This is a genomic window from Streptomyces sp. NRRL S-118 (assembly GCF_000716335.1).
Lineage (GTDB): Bacteria > Actinomycetota > Actinomycetes > Streptomycetales > Streptomycetaceae > Streptomyces.
Genome location: NZ_KL591038.1, coordinates 11,162 through 35,290, shown reverse-complemented (window position 1 = coordinate 35,290; position 24,129 = coordinate 11,162). Strand labels below are relative to the sequence as shown.

24 protein-coding genes and 3 pseudogenes are annotated in these 24,129 nt (G+C 69.9%); 14 read left to right on the top strand and 13 right to left on the bottom strand.

Going from position 1 to position 24,129, the window contains the following annotated elements; all coding sequences use genetic code 11:
* Positions 1-222 precede the first annotated feature (222 nt).
* The 10 genes from IH00_RS0135000 to IH00_RS0134965 form a co-directional block, all read right to left on the bottom strand.
* A complete protein-coding gene (locus tag IH00_RS0135000; protein WP_052411883.1) occupies positions 223-1,599 on the bottom strand; it encodes an MFS transporter in 1,377 nt (458 codons plus the stop codon).
* On the bottom strand, positions 1,596-2,240 hold the full coding sequence (locus IH00_RS0134995; protein WP_031080352.1) for an ArsR/SmtB family transcription factor: 645 nt from the start codon (positions 2,238-2,240) through the stop codon (positions 1,596-1,598). Before IH00_RS0134995 ends, IH00_RS0135000 begins: the two co-directional genes overlap by 4 nt.
* Positions 2,183-2,653 carry a hypothetical protein gene (locus IH00_RS43085; protein ID WP_158828130.1) on the bottom strand — a complete coding sequence of 157 codons (471 nt, stop codon included), beginning with the start codon at positions 2,651-2,653 and terminating at the stop codon, positions 2,183-2,185. The genes IH00_RS0134995 and IH00_RS43085 overlap by 58 nt, the downstream gene beginning before the upstream one ends.
* A 15-nt stretch (positions 2,654-2,668) precedes the next feature.
* Positions 2,669-4,831 (bottom strand): hypothetical protein, encoded by a 2,163-nt coding sequence (locus IH00_RS0134985; RefSeq protein ID WP_031080350.1) that lies wholly within the window; start codon positions 4,829-4,831, stop codon positions 2,669-2,671.
* Positions 4,828-5,922 (bottom strand): hypothetical protein, encoded by a 1,095-nt coding sequence (locus IH00_RS0134980; RefSeq protein WP_031080348.1) that lies wholly within the window; start codon positions 5,920-5,922, stop codon positions 4,828-4,830. The genes IH00_RS0134985 and IH00_RS0134980 overlap by 4 nt, the downstream gene beginning before the upstream one ends.
* Before the next feature lie 108 nt (positions 5,923-6,030).
* Positions 6,031-7,302, bottom strand: a complete 1,272-nt coding sequence (locus IH00_RS0134975; protein ID WP_031080346.1) for a hypothetical protein — start codon at positions 7,300-7,302, stop codon at positions 6,031-6,033.
* A 6-nt stretch (positions 7,303-7,308) separates the two neighbouring features.
* Positions 7,309-7,596, bottom strand: coding sequence for a hypothetical protein (locus IH00_RS0134970; RefSeq protein WP_031080344.1), 288 nt, complete (start codon positions 7,594-7,596; stop codon positions 7,309-7,311).
* 2 nt (positions 7,597-7,598) lie between these two features.
* Positions 7,599-7,739, bottom strand: coding sequence for an NlpC/P60 family protein (locus IH00_RS45170; protein ID WP_324615817.1), 141 nt, complete (start codon positions 7,737-7,739; stop codon positions 7,599-7,601).
* Entirely contained in the window at positions 7,700-8,530 is an 831-nt protein-coding gene (locus IH00_RS41230) for a C40 family peptidase (RefSeq protein ID WP_234335084.1), read from the bottom strand. Before IH00_RS41230 ends, IH00_RS45170 begins: the two co-directional genes overlap by 40 nt.
* Positions 8,531-8,755: 225 nt before the next feature.
* Positions 8,756-10,363, bottom strand: a complete 1,608-nt coding sequence (locus IH00_RS0134965; RefSeq protein WP_158828128.1) for an FtsK/SpoIIIE domain-containing protein — start codon at positions 10,361-10,363, stop codon at positions 8,756-8,758.
* Positions 10,364-10,813: 450 nt separating this feature from the next.
* Here IH00_RS0134965 and IH00_RS45165 point away from each other — a divergent pair, with 450 nt between their 5' ends.
* On the top strand, positions 10,814-10,945 hold the full coding sequence (locus tag IH00_RS45165) for a hypothetical protein (protein WP_267882630.1): 132 nt from the start codon (positions 10,814-10,816) through the stop codon (positions 10,943-10,945).
* A gap of 386 nt (positions 10,946-11,331) precedes the next feature.
* On the opposite strand, the gene IH00_RS45160 is transcribed toward IH00_RS45165, so the two are convergent.
* Entirely contained in the window at positions 11,332-11,460 is a 129-nt protein-coding gene (locus IH00_RS45160; protein WP_267882629.1) for a hypothetical protein, read from the bottom strand.
* A gap of 492 nt (positions 11,461-11,952) precedes the next feature.
* Between IH00_RS45160 and IH00_RS38245 the strand changes: the two are divergent.
* A pseudogene (locus IH00_RS38245) lies at positions 11,953-12,819 on the top strand (DNA ligase).
* Between the two features lies 1 nt (position 12,820).
* Here the strand turns inward: IH00_RS38245 and IH00_RS0134940 are convergent.
* Positions 12,821-13,375: a GNAT family N-acetyltransferase gene (locus IH00_RS0134940; RefSeq protein WP_031080338.1), complete on the bottom strand. Its 555-nt coding sequence runs from the start codon at positions 13,373-13,375 to the stop codon at positions 12,821-12,823.
* Positions 13,372-14,691 carry an NsdA family TPR-like regulatory protein gene (locus tag IH00_RS0134935; RefSeq protein ID WP_031080336.1) on the bottom strand — a complete coding sequence of 440 codons (1,320 nt, stop codon included), beginning with the start codon at positions 14,689-14,691 and terminating at the stop codon, positions 13,372-13,374. The genes IH00_RS0134940 and IH00_RS0134935 overlap by 4 nt, the downstream gene beginning before the upstream one ends.
* Before the next feature lie 333 nt (positions 14,692-15,024).
* Between IH00_RS0134935 and IH00_RS0134930 the strand changes: the two genes are divergently transcribed.
* The 12 genes and pseudogenes from IH00_RS0134930 to IH00_RS43080 all read left to right on the top strand — a co-directional run bounded on the left by IH00_RS0134930 (position 15,025) and on the right by IH00_RS43080 (position 24,085).
* Positions 15,025-15,474, top strand: coding sequence for a hypothetical protein (locus IH00_RS0134930; RefSeq protein WP_158828126.1), 450 nt, complete (start codon positions 15,025-15,027; stop codon positions 15,472-15,474).
* A gap of 5 nt (positions 15,475-15,479) precedes the next feature.
* Positions 15,480-15,968, top strand: a complete 489-nt coding sequence (locus IH00_RS0134925) for a hypothetical protein (RefSeq protein WP_052411881.1) — start codon at positions 15,480-15,482, stop codon at positions 15,966-15,968.
* 168 nt (positions 15,969-16,136) lie between these two features.
* Positions 16,137-16,745: a hypothetical protein gene (locus IH00_RS0134920; RefSeq protein ID WP_158828122.1), complete on the top strand. Its 609-nt coding sequence runs from the start codon at positions 16,137-16,139 to the stop codon at positions 16,743-16,745.
* 263 nt (positions 16,746-17,008) lie between these two features.
* Positions 17,009-17,305, top strand: coding sequence for a putative ATP-grasp-modified RiPP (gene tgmA / locus IH00_RS0134915; protein WP_031080328.1), 297 nt, complete (start codon positions 17,009-17,011; stop codon positions 17,303-17,305).
* Positions 17,305-18,270, top strand: coding sequence for an ATP-grasp ribosomal peptide maturase (gene tgmB, locus IH00_RS0134910; protein WP_031080326.1), 966 nt, complete (start codon positions 17,305-17,307; stop codon positions 18,268-18,270). Before tgmA ends, tgmB begins: the two co-directional genes overlap by 1 nt.
* Entirely contained in the window at positions 18,270-19,406 is a 1,137-nt protein-coding gene (locus tag IH00_RS0134905; protein ID WP_031080324.1) for a methyltransferase domain-containing protein, read from the top strand. Before tgmB ends, IH00_RS0134905 begins: the two co-directional genes overlap by 1 nt.
* Before the next feature lie 71 nt (positions 19,407-19,477).
* Entirely contained in the window at positions 19,478-19,804 is a 327-nt protein-coding gene (locus IH00_RS39225) for a DUF6087 family protein (protein WP_052411879.1), read from the top strand.
* A 92-nt stretch (positions 19,805-19,896) separates the two neighbouring features.
* Positions 19,897-20,853 (top strand): annotated as a pseudogene (locus IH00_RS41220) (IS701 family transposase); the annotation flags it as partial.
* A gap of 140 nt (positions 20,854-20,993) precedes the next feature.
* The gene (locus IH00_RS0134885) at positions 20,994-22,010 is read left to right on the top strand and encodes an ATP-dependent DNA ligase (protein WP_324615816.1); all 1,017 of its coding nucleotides are present in this window, start codon (positions 20,994-20,996) and stop codon (positions 22,008-22,010) included.
* A gap of 53 nt (positions 22,011-22,063) precedes the next feature.
* Positions 22,064-22,435 (top strand): hypothetical protein, encoded by a 372-nt coding sequence (locus IH00_RS0134880; RefSeq protein ID WP_039947743.1) that lies wholly within the window; start codon positions 22,064-22,066, stop codon positions 22,433-22,435.
* 165 nt (positions 22,436-22,600) lie between these two features.
* Positions 22,601-22,873 (top strand): hypothetical protein, encoded by a 273-nt coding sequence (locus tag IH00_RS0134875; protein ID WP_031080313.1) that lies wholly within the window; start codon positions 22,601-22,603, stop codon positions 22,871-22,873.
* Positions 22,866-24,085, top strand: a pseudogene (locus IH00_RS43080) (zeta toxin family protein). The gene IH00_RS0134875 and the pseudogene IH00_RS43080 overlap by 8 nt, the downstream one beginning before the upstream one ends.
* Positions 24,086-24,129 lie beyond the last annotated feature (44 nt).

Sequence of the window (24,129 nt, the reverse complement as noted above, 5' to 3'; positions counted from 1 at the left end):
ACTGCTGGCCGACCGGCTGCGGGTGCTGGGCCCCGACCACCCCGACACCGTGATCACCCGGGACTACCTCGCCCACTGGCGGGGGCAGGCTGATGGTGCGAGCGGTGGTGTCCGATAACGATCGATAGATGAGCGCCGCGCGAACGGACCGTGTGTGCGCGAACCGCTCGGCGCCTTTGCGGTCACCCGTACGTTTGTACGGTCTTCGGGTTGGCCTCGGCGCTACTGGTCGGCATGTTGCTGATGGGGGTCGGAGCCAGCGGTGCTCGTCGCGGAGGACGACGCGATGTGCGGCTGAGGCGTTGCCGCCGGAGTCCGGGGTGTGGTCCCGCTGCGTTGAATCCACAGGAGAGCTCCTGCCAGCAGCACGGCGCCTCCCAGCAGCCAGGGCATCGGGCCTGACGGAAGGACACCAATGATCAAGCCGGTGGGAGCTGCCACCAGTTGCAGGGCGAGAGACTGGACGGACAGCGCGGTGGCCCGGCCCGAACTTGCGACCCGGCGATGCAAGAGGTCGTTTTCGCTCGGCCCAGCCGCGCCAAGCCCGAGGTAGACCAGGCCGTAGCCGACGGCCGCGATGACCATGGAGCCCACTCCTGCGAACGCCGCAGTGGCGCCGAGTAGAAGCAGGCCGCTCGCGCTCGCGCCGAGGCTGACCATGACCGCGCGCTCGCTACTGCCCGCAAGCCGAGCGGTCAGCGGTGCGAGGTGACTGCCGATACCCGCGCAGACGAATCCGGCGCAGGCGAGCGCTGCAAAAAGCACCGCCCCCGACTCCGATGCGCCCATGAGGGCCGCGGCACGGCCCGGCGTGAGCAGTTCGATCGCGGCCAAGGCGCCGCCGGCGGCCCCAGCGCTGAGGAGCACCCGGCGGACCAGCCCGTCGCGGCCTCCCAGCCGCAGTCCACCCATGACGGTGGCCGGGATGCCGCGGAGTACGTCGGGCAGGGTGGCTGCCGGCCGGGGCGGCTCCCGCAGAGCAGTTACGACGTACAGCACGAAGAAGACCTCGACCGCTGCGCCCAGCAGCATCGGGACGGAAAGGGGCAGCACCAGCTCGGATGTCGCTTCGCTCAGCCGGGCGCCAAGGGAAGGGCCGAGTCCGAGCAGCCAGGGAAGGGCACCGCCGAGCAGGGTGCCGGTGGCGAGCGCGGCGGATGTCGCGGATCCGCCACGGGCCAGCCCGGTACGCAGTTCGGCGTCGGGGCCGGAGTGCGCCTGGACGGTGTCGACGTACCAGGCTTCGGCCGGCCCACTGGACAGGGCACGGCCCGCGCCCATCAGGGCCATACCGAGGCCGAGCAGCCAGGGAGCAGTGCCCAGGCCCACGAGGGTTAGGGCGGCCAGGTTCAGCAGGCCGGCGGAGGCCAGAACAGTGCGGCGACCGAGGACGTCGGACAGTCCTCCGGTGGGCAGTTCCAGTGCGGCGGCGGTGAGGGAGTGCGCGGCGAAGAAGCCCGCGACGGCCGCCATGGGCATGCCGCGCTCGGTGAACAGCAGGATCAGGGGAGCGATGCTCAGTCCCAGTGGCAGCCAGAACAGAACGCAGACCGTGATGTAGCGGCGGCGTGCGGTGCGTATGTCCAGCGGCCCGGTCATGACGCGTCCTCGGCATCTGTCCCCGCAGGGGCTGAGGTATCCTCCTCAACGCCTTGGTCGCGCGGTGCCAGGGGCAATCCGGCGGTGAGGAGTACGACCTGCGCGGCGCGCGGATCTTGTGCATCGCGGGTGGTCAGTTCCTCCAGCTTCCGGTCGAGCACCTCCCAGAGTTCGGTGAGCGACTCCGGTGTCAGGCGAGGCATCAGGTCGTTGATTCCGGAGGGCTCCACCCATTCCTGGCCCAGCCGCCCGTCGGCGATGTCGGCCTCGTGCCGGGCGAGAGATGCCTCCAGGTGCTCGATCTGGACCCTGCGCGACAGGCTGACGTAGGCGCGGCTGCCCGCTGTGGTTTCCATTGCCTTGCGGCTCCAGGAGGTCACGGAGTGTACCGCCTGCCAGCGGCGCTCCCGCCCGTCACGGTGCTCGGCCTCGGTGACGAACGCATACTTCGCCAGAACCCGCAGGTGATAGCTGGTGGAAGCGGATGACTCCCCGGTCCTGACCGCGAGTTCACTCGCGGTGGCCGGGCCGTCCTGCCGCAGCATCCCGAGCAGCCGGATGCGCAGAGGGTGCGTGAGGGCCTTCAGGGCTGCTGCATCCCGCTCGGGATCGAGTACGCGTTTCTGCTCTTCGCTGACCATGACGGGAGGGTAGAGCGGCCCAGACATTCCACAGAAGTAATTTTGCAGAATTTCTTTTGGAAAGTTGGCTGGTGGCCCGTTACCGGCATGCATCGGAGACGGGACTGGACAGCCTCACCCGCCCGCACGTTGGGCCGGGCGGGGCGGACGGCGCGCCGCTCCCGCCACTGGGACCTCAGGAGCGGATCGCGCAGCAGCGGATCGGCGAGGCGCTGCTGACCGAGGACGGCAGGATCACCGACACGCCCCAGGCGAAGACCGTCGCCATCCAGGCGCTCGCCGGGCGGATGCAGTCCCGCCGACTTCGCGCCGAGGGGCGCGGCGTGGAAGCGGTGACGCACGTCCTCCACGGCGGCCTCCGCCCGCGCGCTGGCATCGATGACGGCCGCGTGATCCTGGTCCTCGGTTCGCATGGCTATCTCCTTGCCTCACAGATCGCTAGGGAGCTTCTCGCCGCTTTCAGCGTCGTACGCGGTACCGGTCGGCGACAGGCGCACCGTCCGGGACGGTGCCCGGGAACCCTCCTGCCAGGTCTTCCCACCCACCGACACATGGACCGTCACGTCCGCCAACGGGTCTGTCACCGGCAGTTCGATCTCAGGGGGCCGGGGGAATGCTCCGTCTTCAGAGACCTTGCTGGCGCTCTTGTCGGATGCCTCGACCCGCAGGTACCTGGCGTTCTGATCAGAAGGTGCCCATACTTCCAAAACGACACGCTTCCCATCTCTGCTCCATCGCGCCTCCACATCTGCACTGACGCCGTCGATGGTGAGTTCCGCTTCCGACTTCCCCTTGTAGGCGGCGGCCTCTCCCTTGCGATCCTGGCGGCGCTCTGCGTCTGAGGCGTTCTGCCACACACCCCCCGCCGTGACGGCCAGGGCAGCGACTGCGGCGACGTACGGCCAGCCACGGCGTCGGGGTGACGGCGCGGGCGGCGTGACGGCAGCAACCGGCGCGGGCGGCTCCGATTGGGCCCCCCGATACCACTCCTGGTCCTGTGCGGTGCTCGGGTCCTTCTCGAACCACTCAACGTCCTTGCCCATGCGGGCGACGGTAGCGCGCAGCCGCACCGCCGCGTCGGGGCTTCCGCACAGCTCCGCCACCCGGGCACGGGTCACCAACCACGAGACTGCCTCATCCGAAGCGATGCCGTGGGCGGTGATGTCCTCCCGTTCACCGAGCGCGGCGAGTTGAGCGGCCTCGCTGCACCGGCCTTCCATGGCGGCCCGGATGACGTCCTGGTGGCGGGTGTCGATGACGTTGGGTGGCATCTCCCAGTCCCAGTCGGCCCCATCATCGATCTGGGGAGCCGACTCGACCGGTGCCAGCGGCTCGTCATCCTCGTCTTTCCAGTTGTCGTCCTCGGGAGAATCCGGCTCCGGCACCGCTTCCTCCTCGACGGCTGCGCTCTGGGCAGCACCCTGCTGTGCTGCGCGGCGCCGGGTGGAGGTGTCGGTCAGCCTGACTTCCTCCTCGCTGAGCACCGTCTGGACGAGGTCGACGTAGTCGGGGCCGACCTTCCACACTGCCTGCCCCGGGCCAAGGGTCGGGATCGCGTCCACCGCCCAGTGCGGCAGGCCCAGCAGCGCGCCCGCCCTCGCGGCCTCCTCCGGGCCCAGTCGCCCCACGTGCGCGATCTCGCACAGCCGCGCCAGGTCCTGCGCCCTGCCGGCGCCGAGATCGGACAGCGTGTGCATGATCACGTCCAGGGACAGTGCCGCCTTGCGGGAATTCTTGAGCTGCCGCTGGATCAGTTCGGCGGTGGCCGGGGACAGCAGGATCTGCCACGCCTCCTCCAGCACCAGATGCCGGTGGACGGCGGTGGACTGGGGCAGCCACACGTGCTCTGCCCAGCACGTCACCGCAGCCATCAATGACGGGATCGCGGGGCTGTTGCGGTCAAGGCCGGTGAAGTCAAAGGAGAGGATCGGCAGGTCCGTCTCGGGCAGCGCCGCGTCCGGCCCGTCGAAGAGACCGGTCAGGGACCCCTCGGTGTAGCGGGACAGGGCGATAGCTGCGCCCTCGCCCCACTCCGCGAGCCGCGCGGCGGGCCACCTGCCGTCATCGGGGCTGACCAGCGCGTCAACCAGACCGCTGAGCGCGGTGGCTTTCGGGTGGTTCAGGGCGTGCTGGAGCGCGTGCCCGGCCTGCGTGCTGAGTGCGTCGGGCTCGACCGCCAGGATCAGCGATCGGACCAGCTGCTCCCGCACGGCGCGCGGGAGCAGCTCGCTGACCGGATTCAGGGCGAAGGTGCCAGCGTGGATGACCTTGCCGCCGAGTGCCTGGACGACGGGCCTCCACTCACCACTGGCCCCGTCCTCGCCAAAGGAGTCGATGACGACGGCCTGGTGCTTGTACTCGCGGATCTCCCGGTAGATCCGGGCCTTTGCTGTGCTGCTCTTGCCGGAGCCGAGACCACCGAGCGCGAGCGCGTTGGTGGACGGCAGCACCGTGGCATCGGCCAGAACCGGGGACAGGTGAAACGGGCGCCCATCGAGCATCGACCGCCCGATCGGGATGCCGGGAAACCGGGTGCTGGAGGCGACCAGCGGCACGGTGATCGCGGCATGGGTGGAGGGCAGGCGGATCACAGGATCGCCCCTTTCCGGGTGGAGGCGCCGTGCGGGGTGGTCATCACGTGGGCGCGGTGCTGCTGGCCGGTGAGCCAGTCCAGGTGGATGCGGTGCCGGTCGGCGGTAAGCGAGGTCTGCCAGCGGGCGTCGGTGACCGCCCCGGGGCTCTCGCCCCACAACGTCAGATAGGCATCGAGGTCGACGAGCGTGGCGCCCTGCACCAGTGCGCCGTGCGTGGTGCCGCCGGCGATCTGGAGCGCATCGGCCTTGATCTTGTCCGTGGTGAAGGCCTCCGCGGCAGCGGACTGCCACTTCGCGGACCTGCGGGACTGTGCCGCCGGCAGCGGCCGGTACAGGACTGCGAGCGACCGGTCGGTGCCGGCGGGCTGGTCGGCTCCGTCGCTCAGCAGGAGTCGGCCCATCAGGTCACCATCGGTCTCGTCCGGCCATGCGGTGATCCGCGCCGTGGCGGCGTAGCGGCCGTCATCCAGGGCCACCCATCCGGGGCCGCGTTCCGTCACGGCGGGCAGCGGCTCCGGCTCCACCGGCGTCAGCGCGCCGAGCCTGGCGAACTCCCCCTCCAGAGTGGCGAGGATTCGGTCAGGATGCCCCGCCAGTCCCTTGGGGACGTGCACGGAGATCGTCTGCGTGTGAGCGGTGTAGTCGCCCATGGCGGCGGCGTAGTGGGTGACGTGGACCTGGATTCCGGCGGTGCGGGCCTGCCCGCCCGTGAAGGTGAGCGCGCGGGCGAACGCCTCGTGGAACGCTCCCCTGCGCTGGGGGTCTTGCATAGTGCCGTGCTGCGGGTAGAGGGTCCATGTCGCGGTCGCTCCCGGACGCTCGACCATGGCGCCGGGCGCGGTGCGCTCCCGCAGGCGCCGGTAGCCGACCGCCGCCCAGCGGGCGAGGGAGCGCGGTCCGGGCGCGACGTTGAGCAGCGCCGCGGCGGCGCCCACCGCGCCGAACGTCCACGCAGGGGGCGGGGTGATCAGCGTCGACATCAGCATGGCGCCCCCGATCCCGGCATTGATCTTTGTCAGCGTCGTCTCGACGGGGCTCAGGCTGCGCTGCACGGCAGGGACGCGGTAGCCGGGTGTCAGGGAGTACACGGGAAGCCTCCGTTGGGTCTGTGGCCGATAGCCCGTGGCCCCGGCGTTCGTCCTCACCGCCGTGGTCGGGGGGAGGTCAAGCGGTCCGGGGCCACGGGCGGCGGCGGGTTAGTGGTTGGTCGGCCGGTCGGGAGCTGCCGGCCGGGGTGTGGCCGGGGCCTGCGGCGGCGGGCCGGCCGCCTGCCCACGCGGCGCGGGCGGCCGTGGCTGGACGGCAGTCCGCACCTGCCGGCGCGCCTGGCTGACCTGAGCGGTGCGGTCCGCGCGGTCGCTTTCCTCCCGTCGCGCCTTTGCCACAGCGGACGGGGTGGTGAGCCGTGCTGGCCGCTCCGTCTGCCGGATGCCATAGGCGCCGAGCAGGACTCCGCGGTCCTGGTGCGCGGCGCGGGCCGGGGTGTCCACCGTGCGCGGCACGCGCGGGCTGTTCTCGCGCTCGTAGACGTCCGGTGCACCGGCACGCACGACTGCATGTGCCAGCGGATGTGTGGTGTTGCGCTCCACCACCGTCCGGAGAGCGCCCGCCACCCGAGGCCCGAAGTAGGGGACCCCGTGGAAGATCATCCGCAGCATCAGGGCATCCGCGGCGACGAGGAGGACGGCGTCCACGACCAGTGAGCCCCCGAACCGGTCCACGAACGGCGAGATCAGGAGCAGTGCGAACGGGGCAAACATCAACCCCAGCAACCGCATCGCCCACCGCTTCACGGCCGTCATGTCGCCCCCGCGCGCCAGCGACGCCAGCACCAGAGGCGCCATGCACACGAACATGAGAATGCCGAGTTGTCGCGTCATGAACACCACCAGCGCGAACGCGAGAGCCACCACGAGTGCGGAGATGATGATCAGCAGCGCCAAGGGGCTACCGGCGTCTGCCCCGTTCTCTAGATCGTCACGGATCTTGGTGAACAGGGTGGTCTCGCTGCTGTTGAACGCAGCCTTGAATGCGGCAGACACGGCCTTGTTCAGCATCGTCACGGCTCCGGGCACGGACGCCATGCCGGCCACTGCCGCGAGCGTCCAGCCGGTGGAGGCGCCCATCTGCCGCATGCGCGGTGCGCCCTGCCATGCGGTCAGGGCGCACACGACAACCACGCACACGAGGATGCTGACGGCTAGGTGCTGCCCCAGCCACAAGAACGGCGCGTACAGCGCGCTCTCGGCCTCTTCCGGTGCCCATACCTTGTCCGGGGCAAGCAGATGGTTGATCTTCTTGATCAGGTACTCGGCCAGGTCCCGCACGTGGTCTGAGGCACCGTCGGTCAGACCGATACCCCCGTCGGGCTCGGGCGGACCGCCCCCATCGGGCGGGCCGCTGCCGTCGCTGTCGCAGTACGCGCCGGCCGGTCCCTCGATGTCGTCACACGGGTCCTTGTCCGGCATGTGACATCACCCCTTGGGTGTGGCGGTCGGTGCGGTCACGGTCGAGAAGAGCGTGTCGCCGTAGAGCGCCAGGACGACGGCGACGAAAAGCGTGCCGATCGCCATGGATCCTTTGCGCAGCGCGGTCTTGGGGTCGTTGGAGAGCTGAAGCAGCATTTTGACGGCGATCACGGCGATCACGGCTGCGATTCCCTTGGTGACCAGACCGCCGCCGGTGAGACCGATGGTGTCGAAAAAGTCTTTGAATCCGGTGGAAAGGTCCTGTCCGGCGGCGAGGATGTTCAGCTTGGGCATGGTTAGATCTCCTTTTTCTGGGTGGGTCGTGCGACTGCGTACAGGTCCCCCATGGTGTCCATGGGGGAATACCGGACCTGCGTACCGGGGCGGGGAGCGTCGATCATCCAGCCATTACCGACGTAGATGCCGACGTGGTGAATGCGCTGGTGCCGTAGAACACCAGATCCCCGGGGCGGACTTTTCCGGGTTTGACGGGCTCCGATGCGGCGTATTGCTGCGCCGCCGTACGCGGCAGGGAGATACCGGCTTTCGCGTAGGCGTAGAGCACGAGCCCGGAGCAGTCAAATCCCGTGATTGCTGTGCCCGAGCGCCCATTCGGGGAGCAGCAGATGCCCTTACTCGGGCCGTTCGCGTTTCCTCCGCCCCAGGAATACGGGGTGCCGAGCATTGATTTCGCCGCGTTGATGGCGGTGGCGGCCTCTCCAGTGGTGGATGATCCTCCGCCCCCGGCAGGCTGGTCGGCGGCAGCGCTTATCGCCTGGACGTATTCTTGCGTCTCTTTGTAGGGCGGGACTCCTCCGTACTGGCGGACCACACCGGCGCCTGCGTTGTAGGCGGCGAGCATGTTGTGTTGCTTGTTGCCGGGAACGCCTTTTACTTCCTCGGCAAGGGTGCACAGGTACTTCCCCGATGAGGGAATGGCGTCCTCGGGGTCCCACACGTCGCGCTTACCGTCTCCATTACCGTCGATCCCGTGCGCTTCCCACGTGGACGGCATGAACTGAGCAATTCCCTGTGCGCCGACCGGCGATTGTGCTTTCGGGTTGAACTGGGATTCCTGCGTGAGAAGTGCGGCGAGCAGATTCGGGCTGATCTCCGGGCAGGTGTTGCCTGCCTCCTCGATGAGGTCCCGGTATTCGGCGGGTACGGACGTACTGAGCGCCGCCCCGACTACCGGGTCGGAGCCGGCGGCCTGGAGCAGAGCGGCCACGACCACGGCCGCGGTGGCTCCCACGCCTAACGTGACGGCTGTAGAGGCACGCAACGCGCTTCCTCCCCCCTTCCTGGCTGTATGGAGATTTCTGCTGGTCAGAACCGTCATGGCGGACCGACATGGGACCGTCATGGGACCGCCATGGGGACTGGCGGGCACCGTCATGAGCGGGGCCGTATGACGGTCCGATGACGTTGGGCGGACGGTCCCCATGTCGGTCGGTCACGCCGCCCTCCGGGCGGCTGTCAGCAGCTCGGTGAGCTTGTAGCCGCGCCCCTGGGCTGTCCGGTCCGCTTGCACACCGAGCAGCTTGGCGAGCTTTTTCCCTCGCTCCGTCGCATCGTCTTCCGCAATGCCGAGGGCGGGGGCCAGGTCGGCCGTGAGCATGAAATCGATACCCTTGCTCTGCATCAGTTCGATTGCCTGAATGAGCGGTGACACGGGTGCCGATTGGATTACTTCCTGCTGCCGGGCCTGTACCTCATCGACCACGCTCCAAATGAACTCGTCCTTGAAGTCGAATCCCCGGACGAGAGTGGAGCTGCCATGAGCGAAGAGAACAGCCTGACCCTTGATGTTCGGGTCGAGCAATGCCGGGTTGATCGGGGCGACCGTATCGAAATACGTATCACCGAGCGCGACTTTTGCGGTGCCCGACGATGCCACATAGAGGCACGCCCGATACATGAACTGATCCCGGACGATCACGGGAATGGCATTGTCCGAGGGACGCTGCGTCATCAGCACTGTGGAAATGCTCGACTCCAGGGATTTTGAGACCAGGGATCGCGCCTTGCCAGCGATGCGCCGAGCCTGCTCCCTTCCCTCTTTGGACTCGTCATGGGCAAAGAAGTCAGCCGCCTCGTCCACGATGAAAATCACCGGCTTGAAGGCGGGTGGGCGCCGCCGGTTTTCGATGGCTTCTTTCATTCGCGCATAGCGGCTGTCGGAACGAGCGTTCAGCTCATCGAGAATGTCTTCAAAGACTGCCGGATCGTCGGACGACTCGTAGCGAGTCGCAACCTTCGAAAACCGGGTCAATCCACAGAACTTCCCGTCGAGCAAGTACAGCTCGAAATCACCGTAGGCGATCAACAGGCAGGTAATGACCCCGTTGATGAGGGTCGTCTTACCCATCTGGGTCATGCCCGCGACCAGCAGGGACGCCCGGTCGAATGTCTCCAACCCGACCAGTTTTCCGGTGACATCGTGCCCCAGCGGGACACCCCGGAAAGCCTCGATTTCCTGCCGGGTCGGCACGGGAAACGGGCGAGTGAAAGGCGGCTCATGCAGTTTCAGAAGCCGCACCCGGCGTTCGGTGTCGCGACTGCGCTCCAACTTGGTATGCAGTCGAGTCACGCCGAGATTTCCCGCCACAGTCCCGAGCCGCTTTTCGACGTCTTCATACGTGCGGCCAATGGGTACCAGGAAGTCATACAGCGTGCCCGTCTGCACGTCGGTGACCTTGACCTCATCGGCCCGGATTACCTGGTCTCTGCCTATGGCGCCGGCCGTGGCGAGCGCCGCGGTGAGCTCCGGATGTGCCGGAGCTGCGTCGGCCTCCTCCAGGGCGGCCTCGGACGCCTCCTGCTGCAAGACCGCCGCAGGCCGCGCCTCCCCTGCCATCAGGCGTCTGACGGCCGTACGGATCCGCCAGGCCAGATAACCGAGCGCGACCAGCACCCCGACGGTGAGTAGCACCGTCGCGGGCCAGGACAAGCCGAGCCTGTCTTTGATCGCAGCGAGCACCCCGAACACGATGGCCAAGCCGCCGATTGCGCCTGCCGCTTGCCCGTACGCGTCCTGCTCCTGCTGCTTCTTCTTTCCCACACCCCCTCCAATCGCGTGACTGTCCATGCGGATGGATATCGTCCGTGCGGGCACCGTAGTCACTGCTACTGACAGTGCGGCACCCGTTTTCGTACTCAGACAGTGCTCACCGGGTCTGCACGCGTACGAATCGCAGGCTCGACAGGTCACTCACCGGGTCTGCAACCGCCCTCAGTTCGCTGCGGTGCGCGGCGTCCGCCTCCATCTCCTCCAGGCGGTCGGCCACCCGCTGCCGCTTGCCGTCGATGCTCTGCCCCGTTTGACGGACACCCGCCAGCCGAGCGACGGCAGGGCGATCCACCCGAGCGCCGGGTCGTCGGGCAGCACGACCCGCACGGGCACTGGGCTGGCTGCATCGTCGGAAGGGGGCGTCACGGTCCACCTCGTGGCGGCCACCGAGGTGTTGCTGAAGGCACGCCTGCAACTCGAACACTGGTCACTCTCCCGCCGTTGCACAGCAGCGCGTCGGACACCGTCTACGACCGCCGCCACGGCGCCGGCACGCGCGATCCCCTCGCCGCGGTGCCGCTGTACGGCGGCCCGGCACACGCGGTCGTCGCAGAGGCCCGCGACACACCCTGATCGGGCCCCCGGGCGGCGGGTGCTGGGTGTATGGAGCGTCCGGTGTCCGTGGGGTTGACCCGATCCGTGGTCAGGCTGCCGCGCGGCTCGCTGGCGTCGCGGCCGCGGCGCCAGCGCCATCGCCATTCGCCGACCAGGGTGGCTGGGCCCGCCACTCCCGCTCGAGGGTCGGCTACATGCAGATCGATGACGGCTGGGAGGACAGCGCGTCGGCCGGCCTGATCTAGCCTCCCACATAGGCCCGTTTTCCGCGGGAGTGGATAGTCGACGGCGACGTCCCGAGGGAGTGCGCCACCGCTGGTGCGCTTCCCCCGGGGGCCGAGAGGTGCACTGCGCACCGCGCGGTAGGCTCGCACCCCAAAGGGCGCCGCACATGCAGAGCGCGATCACGCGCCGTCGACCGTGCCGACGTCCGGGTCGAGGACGGCGCGGGCCTGCGCGTCTCCGAGCACCTGAACGCGGTGGACCTGTCCCGGGACGAATACGTCGCCGACGCCGCCCCGCACATCTTCCACGGCACCGTGGTGCGCCGGCTCGGGCAGAAGGTCACCGACGCGGCCGGGGACCTGGAGCAGCAGTGGCTGGTGAAGGTGGACCGGGCCTTCAAGGGTGACGCGCGCGGCACCGTCACGGTGAACACCAACGCCACCCTCACCAGCGGCCGCGTCATCCCCGACCCGGGGGGCGCCGCTCGTCGAGCCGGGCCGGGCTTACGTTTTCGCCGGCATGCGCAGCGAGGACCCCGCCCGCTTCGAGACCTACGGCGGTGCTGCCGGGGTCTTCGCTTCCCACGGGCTGACCCGCCCCGACCCGGCGCCGCGGGCCTATGCGACGCCGTCCGCGGTGCTGCACCGGTGGGCCTGGGCCGTCGACCACCCCCGGCCGGCCCCATCGGCGGCGGTCCGGATGGCGGCCGGGCACCGTAGGACGTTGGTCCCGCAGGGCATGCGGTCTGTAGGGCGGTTTCTCCGCGTGCCCGGTCCGGCCCGGCGGCGGATGCTGGGTGTGTGGAGCGTCCGGTGTCCGTGGCCCTGGCCCAGTCCGTGGTCAGGCTGCCGCGCGGCCGCGGCTGGTGGTACGAGCCGAAGTTCGATGGCCACCGGGCGGTGCTGTTCCGCGACGCGGAGACGGTCCGGCTCCAGTCCCGCTCGGGCCGGGACGTCACCGGCTGGATGGACCTCGCGGTGGCCGGCATGGCCCTGCCGCCGCTGACGGTGCTGGACGGCGAGGCGGTGATCTGGCGGGAGGGCCGTCTGGACTTCCATGCCGTGCAGTCCCGGGCCGCCTCCACGCTCACCCGGGCCCGCGCGCTCGCCGGTGAGCTGCCGGCGTCGTACGCGGTGTAGGACCTGCTTCAGCACCCCACGCTCGGGGACGTGCGGCCGCGGCCGTACGTCGAGCGCCGCGCGCTGCTGCTCGACCTGCTCGCCGACATCCCGCCGCCAATCCAGCCCGTGCCCGCGACCGACGACTACGACACCGCCCTGGTGTGGTTCGAGCACCTCCAGGACCAGGGCATCGAGGGCGTCGTCGCGAAGCCGGGCCGCTCGGCCTACCAGGGCGGATCCAGGATCTGGCAGAAGGCGAGGCATTCCGAGACCGTCGACGCGGCGGTGGTCGGCTACACCGGCGCCTCCGCCCGGCCGCGGGCGCTCGCCGTACGGCTGCCGGACGGCCGCACCGCGCTCTCGCAGCGCCTCACCGCCCCGCTGTCCGCCGCCGCGGCCGTCCACCTGATCCCGGCCGGGCCCGGGCCGCGCGGCCGGACGAACGCCGGCGATACCTTCACCACCACCACGGCGGCGGACTTCGAGGTGCAGGTCCTGAGCGGTACCACCCGCCATGCGGTGGTAACCGTGTCCCAGGTCCGCTGAGTCACGCCGTACGAACGACGCGCATCATGACCGCGAAGACAGGCGAGTCGGGGAACGGCTGCTGCTCGCCGATCTTCCGGTAACCCCAGGCCTCGTACACAGCTTGAACCGCGCCATCACCCGCCGCTGGATTGACGAGCAGGGTGACGCGCTCCTCCTCCCGCTGTGAGAGCCAGGCTTCATGTAGCTGCCAGGCAACACCGCTGCCGCGCCAGGGCTTGCGGACCACGATCTCGTTGAGGGCGACGGTGCGCTTGCCGTCTTCGTTGGTGAAGTCGACCGGCAAGGGGTCCTTCATGGTGGTCCACCACTTGGTGTCGGGACCGAGCGGTACGCCAAAGCAGAATCCGACTGGCTCGTTGTTCTCGTAGCCGATCACGGCTGTCCACCCTGGCCGCGCAGCGTACATCGTGAGGCGTTCGTCGAACCGCTCCACCGTGTAGAAGTCGCCGGTGAGGCCGAAGTCGCGGTGCCGTACCTCGTCGTGGATGTCGAGGATGTCCTGCCGGATCGCCGGGAGAAGGTCTGCGGTGGCTTGGCTAATATCGACCGTCACAGGTGCTGTCCCTCTCGCTGGGTGTAGCGGGCCGTCCATTCGTGTACGAACTGTGCTGCCGGGGCGGCAGCTGCCACCTCCCGGTCGAACTGGGCGATCAGCCGTCCAGTGCGCCCACCCAGTGAATCACTCGGTTGTTCGGAGAGGGCTGTCAGGGCGGTCGCGCATGCCTGCTCGGCTTCACCCTGACGAAGCTGCGAGAGCGCGAGGATGACGGTGTAGTACGTGCGGTTGCGCTGGTAATCAGGGCGCAGCGCGAAGAGCGTGCGGTGCAGATGGGCTTCGGCCTCGCCATGCCGACCGATGCGGGCCATCACGAGCGCGGACAATCCTTCGAGTTCAGCGGCGTCATAGAAGCCGATCCACGCCGGGCGGGCGGCGGCAGGGTCAGCACGATCGAAGGCGAGGCGCGCATTGTCCAGTGCTCGCAACGCTACCTTGCTGTCTCCTGCCTGTGCTGTGACGCCGGCGAGCCGGGCGGCGGCCAGGGAGCGGTAAAGGGCGTCGCGACGGCAGGCTGAGGAGCTGCGCGCCCTCTCAGCGGCTGCCACGGCCTCGTGCATGCTTCGCCTCTGTGACGCCAAGAGGGCTGCATGTCCCCACAGCCTGAGCTCTACCTCAGGATTGCCGGAAAGCCGTGCGAGGTGCAGGGCGCGCTCGAGATGACGCTGGGCGCGCTCTGACTGATGGGCATCGACTGCGGCCCACAGGGCGGTTCCGGTGAATGCTGCCGCGAGCTGGTAGAGGCGGGACCGTACGCGCTGAGTGGCCGTACCGACGGCTTGCCTCTCCATGGCGTGGTGGGCGAAGGCGAGGGCTCGCGTCTCCAGCTTCACGGTCCCGCCGTCGGCGTTGTCCTTCGCGACCAGCTTGGCGAACTCCTGCTCCAGCCGGTCAACGTCGGCCATGCCGACCCGAGGCCGTGCGCTCGCTGGCGCGGCCGGTAGCAGGGCCGCGACCCCTATCGAGGCGGCTGATGTGGTGAAGGTTCGTCGCCTCACGGGGTCCTCCGGTGGCTCATGTGTTGCAGGTACGAGCGGCGAGGAAGAGGTATCGGGGGTGGCTCCCTTCTGGGGAGCACGCGGGGCGAACCCCAGTTCCTCGGCGCTGACTCCGAATTCTGCTTCGAGAGCGAGCCGCTGTCTCTTCTGCGGCCAGCGGGTTTTTCCGGTGAGCCAGTTGCGTACATGGCGGTCCTGGAGCTTGCCCTGGGTGCCGGTTAACTCCCCGATCCTGGCGTTCAGGCGATCAGCTAGCTCGGACTGCTTCAGCCCCGCCTTCTCCATGTACGACGCCAGATGGACGTTGGCTGTCATACACCCACGGTAGCGACGCCAACGGCATGGTGTGACCCATCGAAGGTAAAAATTGCCGGTTCCACGCTTCGAAGTACCCGCACAAATTGCCTGTCCGACGCTCCCGTGCAGCGGTTTGCTCTACCCATGCCGCTCCGGGCGACGTTCACCTCGCAGCGGTTGTCACTCCCCCGTGACGGCGGGTCCGTCATGCCGTTTACCGGCGGGCCCGCCACCGCACACACTGGAGGTCCATCTATGCCTGCGAACACGGGTCTGCGCGAGGTCTGCGCAACGCCAGTGGCGTCAGTCGTCCGCGCAGGATCTGGCGAGTTGACGGCGCACGCCCACTCCATGCTGATCGGCAGCACCCGGCGACCTGTGGAGGCGGGGGCCCGCCGGCTGGAGAGCCTGCGCCGCGAAGTCCAAGAGGCCGCGATCGAGCCGGAGGGCGCGTTCAAGGTCGTTCGATACGCGATGACGAGCGGGTACCGGCCTGCGTCCACGCTGGACCTGCTGGAGAAATACGCCAGAGCACAGGGATGGCGAGTTCACCCCACTCCGCTGTGGGACACCTGCGGACCCCGCGACCTCGCCGACCGCCCGTCCTGGACGCGCGCCGTCGCGCTCGTGGTCGGCGGCTACGCCCAGGGCATCCTCACCGTGGCACCCGAGCAGGTCAGCTCCAACAGCGAGGAGTACGTGGAAGCCCTGACCTTCTTTCGCGCCTTCGGCGGCTTTCTGGCGCACGTCCCGAGCAACTGGCGCACCGTTGCGCGGCCGGGAGCGCAGGAACAGGCGTGACCCCAATGACGAAGGCCCCGCAGCAGGAGTGGGCCGAGCTCGCGAAGCTGGTGCGCAAGTATCAGCAGGTGGCCGACAGCCCGGTGATAAGGCCTCTCGGCCGCTACTACGACGTGGTGATCACGGCGGCCGGCGATGTCGGCGAGCGGCTGCTTCAGCTCATGGACACCGTGCAGCCCGGTGGCTGCGGCCCGGTCATCGCCGAGGACGGGCGGCCTTGGCTGTACTGGCTCGTCCCGCCCGGCACGATCCGGATTTGGTACAGCCGGTACGCGGCTTGCCTCAGCGCCCCGATGAAGATCCCCTTCCCTCCGGTACACCATGATCGCCCGCCCGGCCCGTACTGGCTACGGCCGTTCCGCGCGGACGTACGCGTAGGGCCCGGACTGCTGCACGACGCGCTGAACGCGATCCAGCCGCAGCTGACCCCCTACGACGCGCTCGGCGAGCTTCTCGGCCTGGGCCGGGACGAACCGCCGGTTCCGCAGCGCTGACGCATCGCGCTGCGGAACCGGCCTCCAGCCGGGATCCCCCTTCCCCGGGCACCGCTGAGCCCGCCGTGCCAGGCCCAGCACTGGCGAGGCGTACGAGGCGTACCTGCGCTGGCTGCACCGCCACAACGCCTTTCTCGCCTTCCCGCCGCCGACTATTAGGGGAACACCGTGGACAGACCGGTAGCGCCGTACGTGACGCCGTACGAGGGCGAGGACACGGCGCCCGGTCCCGTCGCCGTCACCGCGGCCGGCGTCTCCTACCTCGACCCCGTGCAGGACGCCGTCGCCCGCGACGTCGACGGCGTCCTGTGGACGCTGTGCGGCGGCAAGGCCACGGGCAAGCCCGAGTACGCCGCCGAGCTGCACCCCGAACGGCAGAGGGACGCGATGGAGCATCTCCGCTGCGCCGGCTGCAAGGCACCGGCCGCTCGGGACCAGCACGGGATGCTGTGGGTCCTCCCGCTCCTCGACGACGCCCCGCCGGAGAGCTGGGAAGGCGTGCACACCGCGATCCCGCCCATGTGCGAGGCCTGCGCGGAGTCGGCGCCGGGCCTGTGCCCGCGGCTGGGCGACGGCCATGTGAAGTTCCGCGTGCGTGAGGCCGAGCTGATCGGCGTACTGGGAACGCTCTACCCCCGCCCCGGTGAGCCGGGCGAGCCCGCCCCGGACGTCCTCGTCCGCTACGACTCCCCCGACCTGCCGTTCGTCGTCGCCCGCCAGGCCGTGCGCGAACTACGCCGCACCACCGTGGTCGCCTTCGCCGCGGCCATCCCCTGATGACTCCTGCCCGGTGCCCCGGAGCGCAGCATGGCCGGGCCATCGGGCAGGGCAAGACCCCCGGCGCGGGAAGTTACGGCCGAATCCGTGTCCCCCCACGGCGAAGTCACCGCCCCGCGCCGGGCCCACGAACTCGCCGGCCTGCCTACCGAAGGACACGTGGCCGGCGACGGGGCGGGCCCGCGGAGCCACCCCCAGCTCCACCTCTGCAGCGAGCCCGCTCCACCCAGCACCATCCTGTTCCGCAACCAACTGGAGAGATCGTGACGACTGCATTGCCTCGCGAAGCGTTCCCCCTCACCCCGCCCGGAGGCCCCACCCCGCACAGCGTGGAGCCCCCGTCGGCCCCGCACACCAGGCCGTGGGCACTGCGCTTCGCCCGCGTCCCCGACTCCACCGGCGCCGCCCGCATCTCGGCACACGCCTACGACCACGGCCGCCAGGTGAACATCTCGGACGACGGCGGCCTGCTGACGTGCATGGCGAATACCCACACGCCGACCGTCCCAGACGGCTCGACGACCAACCCGCCGCCGCTGGACGAGGGGCCGAAGGACTGATGACCGCGCCCGTCCTGATCATCGCCGCAGCCGACGACTGGCCCACGGACCGGGTCGTCGTCGAGCTGGATCGCCGCGGCGTCGAGGTGTTCCGCATGGACACCGCCAACTTCCCGCAGCGGCTCACCCTGGCCGGAAGGATCGACCAGGAGCAGGCGTGGACGGGCGTCCTCACCACCGAGCACCGGACGGTGGAGCTGTCCCGGGTCGGCGCGGTCTACTACCGCGCCCCCGGGGCGTTCCGCTTCCCCCAGGGGATGTCCGGCCCGGAGGAGAGGTTCGCCGCCGCCCAGGCCCGTGCCGGCCTCGGCGGGGTCCTGTCCGCGCTGGACTGCCGCTGGGTGAACCACCCGACCGCCATGGCGCGCGCCGAGTACAAGCCCGTGCAGCTCGCGGCCGCCCGCGCCTGCGGGTTGACCATCCCGCCCACGCTGATCACGAACCGGGCCGAGGACGTGCGAGCCTTCGCCGCTGAGTCCGGCTGGTCGATCATCTGCAAGCCCGTCGCTTCGCCGGTCCTCATCGAGGACGACCAGCTCAAATCCGTATACACCCAACGCCTGAGCCCCGAGGACCTGGACGACCTGCGGGGCATCGACACCACCGCGCACCTGTTCCAGGCCTGGGTCAGCAAGGAGCACGAGGTCCGTCTCACGGTCGTGGGCGAGCGCATGTTCGCTGCCGCCATCCACGCCGGCAGCGAAGCCGCTCATGACGACTGGCGCAGCGACTACGCGGCCCTGACCTACACCATCACCGAGGTACCCGAGCAGGTGGCCACCGGGATGCGGCGCCTGATGGATCGGCTGCATCTGCGCTACGGCGCGGCAGACTTCATCGTGGGCCCCGACGGGGAATGGACGTTCCTCGAGGTCAACCCGTGTGGCCAATGGGACTGGATTCAAGGCGCGACCGGCCTACCGATCGCCGAGGCGATTGCCGACGATCTTCAAGGAGCCACCTGATGGACTGGAAGCCGCACGCGGCCGCCCTCGCGGCCACCATCTCGCACCCAGGCTCGGACTGGTGGGGCCCGGTCCGGGAGACGCCCCGGCACCTGCTGGTCGAGCGCTGGTTCACCCCCGGCGAGCGCGGGTGGACCGCCGTGGACGGTCGGGCCGACGAGCCGACGTGGGTGAGGGCCGCCTACTCCGACACCACGCTGGTGACCCGCATCGGGCCCGTGCACGCCGACCACGCCGGTCTCGGCCAGCCTGTCACCGGACATCCCACATCATCGTCCACGCTGCCGAGCCTGGTCGTGACGATGCTGCGGCACGGCCGTCTCACGCCGGGCGTACGGCTGCTGGACCTGGCCACCGGCTCCGGGTACAGCGCCGCCCTGGCCTGCCGGCGCCTCGGCGACGACCTGGTGACCACGCTGGACGTCGACCCGTACCTGACCGCGGCCGCCGCTGAACGGCTCGCCCGGATCGGCTGCGTTCCGACGGTCGTCACCGCGGACGCCGGAGCCGATGAGCTGCCGGGCACCTTCGACCGGATCGTGTCAATGGTCTCGATGCCCCGCATCCCCGCCTCGTGGCTGGCAGCGCTCGCACCCGGCGGACGCCTGGTGACCACGATCGAGGGCACCGGCCTGATCGTGACCGCGGACAAGACGGAGGACGGCGGCGCCCTGGGGCGAGTCGAGTGGGACCGCGGCTCGTTCATGGCCACCCGATCCGGTGACGACTACCCGCCCGGCCTGAACGAGGTGTTCGCCCAGGCCGTCGACCAGGAAGGCGAGGAGGTCACCAGGTCGCTCTTCCCCGTCCTCGACGTCATGCAGGCCTGGGAGGTGTGGTCGATGCTGTCCCTCAAGGTCCCCGGCATCGAGCACCGCACCGGCACCGGCGACGACGGCAGCCGCATGACGTGGATGCTGCACAAGGACGGGTCCTGGGCACGAGCGTCCACCAGGCCCGGCGAGCAGACCGCAACCGTGTACCAGTCCGGCCCGCGCCGCCTGTACGACGAGCTCGACAGCATCCGGTGGTGGTGGCTGCAGCACGGGGAACTCCCTGTCTACGGGGCCCGGGTCACCATCGGCCCTGACGGCACGACCACGCTGTCCCGCGGCGGGTGGACGACCACGCTGTAGCGCCAGCCGCCGGTTCCCGTCCACCCTGCCGACGCGGCAGACTGAACGAGTCCACGAGGAGGGAGCACCGCATGGACGACGAGCCCCTGGAGCAATGGGCGGCACGCCGCGAGCGCCGCCGCCCTGCCCGCGGAGAGCACCGGCTCGCCCCGCTCGGCGACCAGGCAGAGCAAGGAACGCACGTCGACCCGGCCGCGCCGCGCGGCATCCAGGAATGGGACGGGTACCAATGGGTTCCGGTCGGCGTTGCCGAGGACTTCCCGACCGCTGCACAGGAGACTGGAGAGGACGCGTCAGCTCGTACTAGCCGGGTCCCTCTTCCCTCGTTCAGCAAGCTCCCCCCGGCGCCGGAGCCTTGGCGACCGACCGAGGTGTTCCGCCGCCCCGACACCGCCTAGTAGGGCTTTGTTACGTGGGCCTTGTCACGGTGGGTGCGTGGTAGTTCGCTGTTGGTACGAGGGCTGGGGAACTTGCAGCGTGTCATGCCCGGTTGGAGGAGTTCGGCGGGGAAGTGTTCGCGCCGCTGGTGCGGCGTGATCAGCGGGAGAAGGGCGCCCTGTATCTGCGGGGGCTGCTGCTGGACGGCCGACGCAAGGATGCAGCCGATGGCAGGGCGTCTGGGGGTGGATCACCAGCAGTCCAGATCGGCGTCAGTGTCCATGCCGCCTCCGACACCGCCTCGTGTCCGCTGTCCTGGCGCCTGTTCCTGCCCAGGAGCTGGGCCACACCGGAAGCAGCCGGCCGCCGGGCAAGCTGCCGGATCCCGGACGGCGAGCATCACCGCCCCAAATGGCAGCTGGCCCTGGACATGCTCGACGAACTGGCCGGCACCGGGCTGAGACCCGCCGTGCTGGTCGCGGACACCGGCTACGGCGCCAATGCCGACTTCCGCCACGGCCTGGAAGACCGCGGCCTGGCCTACGTCCTGCAGGCCAAAGCGGAGATGACCGCCCACGGTGAGGACGCCGAACCCCACCAGCCCGCCTATGGCGGCCTCGGGCCCAGGCCCCTTCCGCGTTACCGCACCCGTCCCGTCTCCTTACGTGATCACGTGCTGGCCGCCGGGCGACGCCAGGGACGAACCCTGACCTGGCGCAAGGGCTCCAAAGCCGCGATGAGCTCGCACTTCGTCCTGCTGCGGATCCGCCTCGCAGGGCGGCGGCTCAAACCCGCCACGGACGGCACGATCCCGATGAGCTGGCTCATCGCCCAATGGCCCGAAGGGGAGAACGAGCCGTTCAAGTACTGGATATCCAACCTGCCCGCGGGCATCCCCGCCCGCGACCTCGTCCGCATCGCGAAACTGCGGTGGCGCATCGAGCACGACTACCGCGAGCTGAAGACGACCCTCGGCCTCGACCACTTCGAGGGCCGCTCGTTCATCGGTTGGCACCGGCACGTCACCCTCGTCACCGCTGCGCCTTCCCGACTCGCCCAGCGCCGCTCGCGCCGCGCGTCTTTAGGCCGTAGACAGGAAGAGGCACAGCCGCGTCCGCTGACAGGACCGGGCGGGCTGCACCCTTCGTTGCCGGGAGCCGTGCCGGCCCCGAGCGGTACGGCTCCCGCCTCACGAGCGAGGACCTGGTGGTGCTGCGTCCGCCGGTGGAACCGATGCTGGCCCAGGCGAGGGAGACCGTCCCGGGCCCAGGTGTCCTGCCGGGCGCGCTGGCCTTTGAGGCGAAGTTCGACGGCTACCGCTGCCTGCTGTTCACCCCGGTCCGCCCGGGCGGACCGGTGCTGCTGCAGTCACGCCGCGGCAGCCTCATCCAGCGCCACTTCCCCGATCTGGTCCGCGCGGCGAACGACCTGCCGCCCGGCCTGGTCCTCGACGGCGAGCTCGTCGTCTGGCACCAGGACCGATTTTCCTTCGAGACGCTGCAGCGCCGCGCGGCCGCCGGCGGCCGGAGCGTCGAGCAGCTCGCCGCCGCCTTCCCCGCCCACTACATCGCCTTCGACTGCCTGCAGACCGGCGGCGAGGAGCTGCTGGCCGAGCCGTACGCGCGGCGCCGGGCGGTGCTGGAGGAGCTGTTCACCGGCCACGGCCTGACCGCGCCGTGGACGCTGTGCCCCATGACGACCGATCCCACCCTCGCACAGGAGTGGCTGACCTCCTGGACCGACGTGCCGGGGGTGGAGGGACTGGTGATCAAAGGCCTGGCGCAGCGCTACCTGCCCGGGGCTCGCGGCTGGTTCAAGGTCAGGCGCCGCAACACCACCGAAGCGGTCATCGGGGGCATCACCGGCAGCCTGCGCCGCCCGCAGCTGCTCGTTCTGGGCCGCTACGACGACGATGGCCGCCTGCGGCCGGTCGGCCGGACGGTGCCGTTGCGGCCGGACGCCGCCCGGCAGGTCGCCGAGCACCTCCGCCCCGCCGGCCCGGACCACCCCTGGACCGGGGCCCGCTTCACCTCCGCCTGGGGGAGCCGCGAGGCGCTCGACGTCACGCCGGTCGTGCCGGACCTGGTCGCAGAGGTCGACGCCGACACCTCCATCGACCGGGGCGGCGCCTGGCGGCACCCGCTGCGCTTCGCCCGGCTCCGGCTGGACACCGCGGCCGCCGACGTTCCGCGCTTCGGACAGGGCACCACTCCGGCAGCTGGATGAACCAGAAGCGTGTCGAAACACTCCAAAAATCGAACGCGAGTATGATTCCCGCTATGGCCGGAACCGACTTCCCCGACGATCTGCGCGTCGCCCAGACGCGCCTGCACCAGGCGGCCGCAGAGCTGGCCGCGCTCGTACGCACGCTGCCGTGGAGCGTGGAGCCGATGCCCGGCTGGCCCGGCACCGAGCACCCGCACACCGGCGAGGTCACCGGCAGCCGCGAGGACAGCCCCGGCTGGACCCTTGAGCAGAAGGAGTCGGTCCAGCGGCTGCGCAGCAAGTGCACCGACCTTTCCATCCGCGTCGCCACCCACCCGTTCTGGGCCACCGTCGAGACCGAACGGCGCGTACAGGCCCGCACCGAGCTGAAGCAGGCGACGCTCCCGACGGCCGCCCCGGTGCTCGACGTCACCGAAGCCGCCTGAGCCCACACTCCACCCGGCCAGCTCCCGCGGCGGGGGTCCGCAAACTCCGGACGCCGTGACGCCCGCTCGGTCAAACTGATCATGAACGGTGACGCGCCTGGTTGGGTGACGGCTTCGGGGCGCCGCCGCCCCTCGTGTCATCCACGCCAACCAAAGGGAGCGCCTGTGGCAGCGTCAGACCGCACGGACCGGTTCGAGCATGCGCCGACCGCGTCCGTCTACGACAGCTTCGCCGAGACAGCCACCCAGCTCACCGGCTGCTACATGCACCTGGCCGACAACGCCTCGAACCCCGCAGAGCGTGACGGCTGGTGGCGGAAGCTGATGGACCTGCGGGACGCCAAGCGCGCGGTCCCCGCTCACGACCGCGCCCAGCTCATAGCGCACACCCAGCAATGGGAGGCGGAGCTCGCCCGGCTGAAGGACGTCCGTGGCTGAGGCCAGCGACTTCTTCCTCACCGACAAGGAGCTGCGCGACCGCTTCGACGCGCACGTGCGCGACTTCGTCTTCTCCGGCTACGCACGCCAGCCCGAGCCGGTCCTGGTGCTGCTCGGTGGCCAGCCCGCGGCTGGCAAGAGCCAGGCCATGGCGGCCGCCGAACACCGGCACGCCGACCGGCAGCTCGTTCCGCTGACCGGTGACGAGCTGCGCGCCTTCCACCCGCGGTATCAGGAACTGCTCGACAACCATCCGCTGCTCTTCCCCAACGCCACCGCGCAGGCCTCCGGGGCCTGGGTGCGCATGAGCATCGAGCACGCTCGCGACCACGAGTACAGCCTCCTGCTGGAGGGGTGTTCCGGGATCCGGAGATGACCGTGGCGACCGCCCGTGAGTTCGCCGCCACCCATCGAGGCGAGCTCGTCGGGGGCGTGCGCGCCGAGCGCAGCCGCCTCGACAGCCTGCACCGCTACCTGGAGGCCGGGCGCTGGACGCCGCCCACCGCTCACGACAGCGCCTACCGGATGATGCCGCAAACGCTCGCGGCAGCCGAGGCGAGCCCGGACGTACAGCGGGTCACCCTCACCGACCGCACCGGCGCCGATCTCTACGTCAACGAGCGCCTCACGGACGGCGGCTGGAGCCGTGACCCGGCGGCCGCCGAAGCGCTGCACGCCATCCGCGCCCGGCCTCTGCCTCCCGATGAGGTCGCCGGATGGCTGGCACGGCACCAGGAGATCGTCATCGAGTTCGCGGTGCGGGGCGAGGTCAACGCCACCACCGTGCCGGTGCTGAACCAGGTGGCCGCTGACGCACACGTGGTCGCCGCCATGGCCCCCGACCCGCACCACCCTGCCGTACGAGAGCACGCCGCGGTGCGCCCGCTGCTCCAGGTCTTGGCATCCGAACCAGTCACTTCGACCGAAGCACTACCGCTCCTGCTGGAGCCTGACGACTCTCTCACCGCCCGGTCGAGCACGAGCGCGGCCGCTGCGGACGTGGGCGCCGAGATGGCACGCCGGCGCGATCTTCCAACCGCAGCCCGGCAGGCCGAGGACTCTGTGCGGCGAGCCGTCACCGAGCGTGTCGCGGGCTGCCCTGCTGAGGTTGTCCAGGTCGTCGGGGCGGGTGAGGTGGGTGTGAGCGGCGTGCCAGAAGGAGGCGGGTGGCACAGGTGGCGGCGGGTGGTGCGGCCGTGTTGTTCGAGGTAGTCGGCGAGGCGGAAGACCGGTCCCGCCGGGTCGTGGTGTGGGGG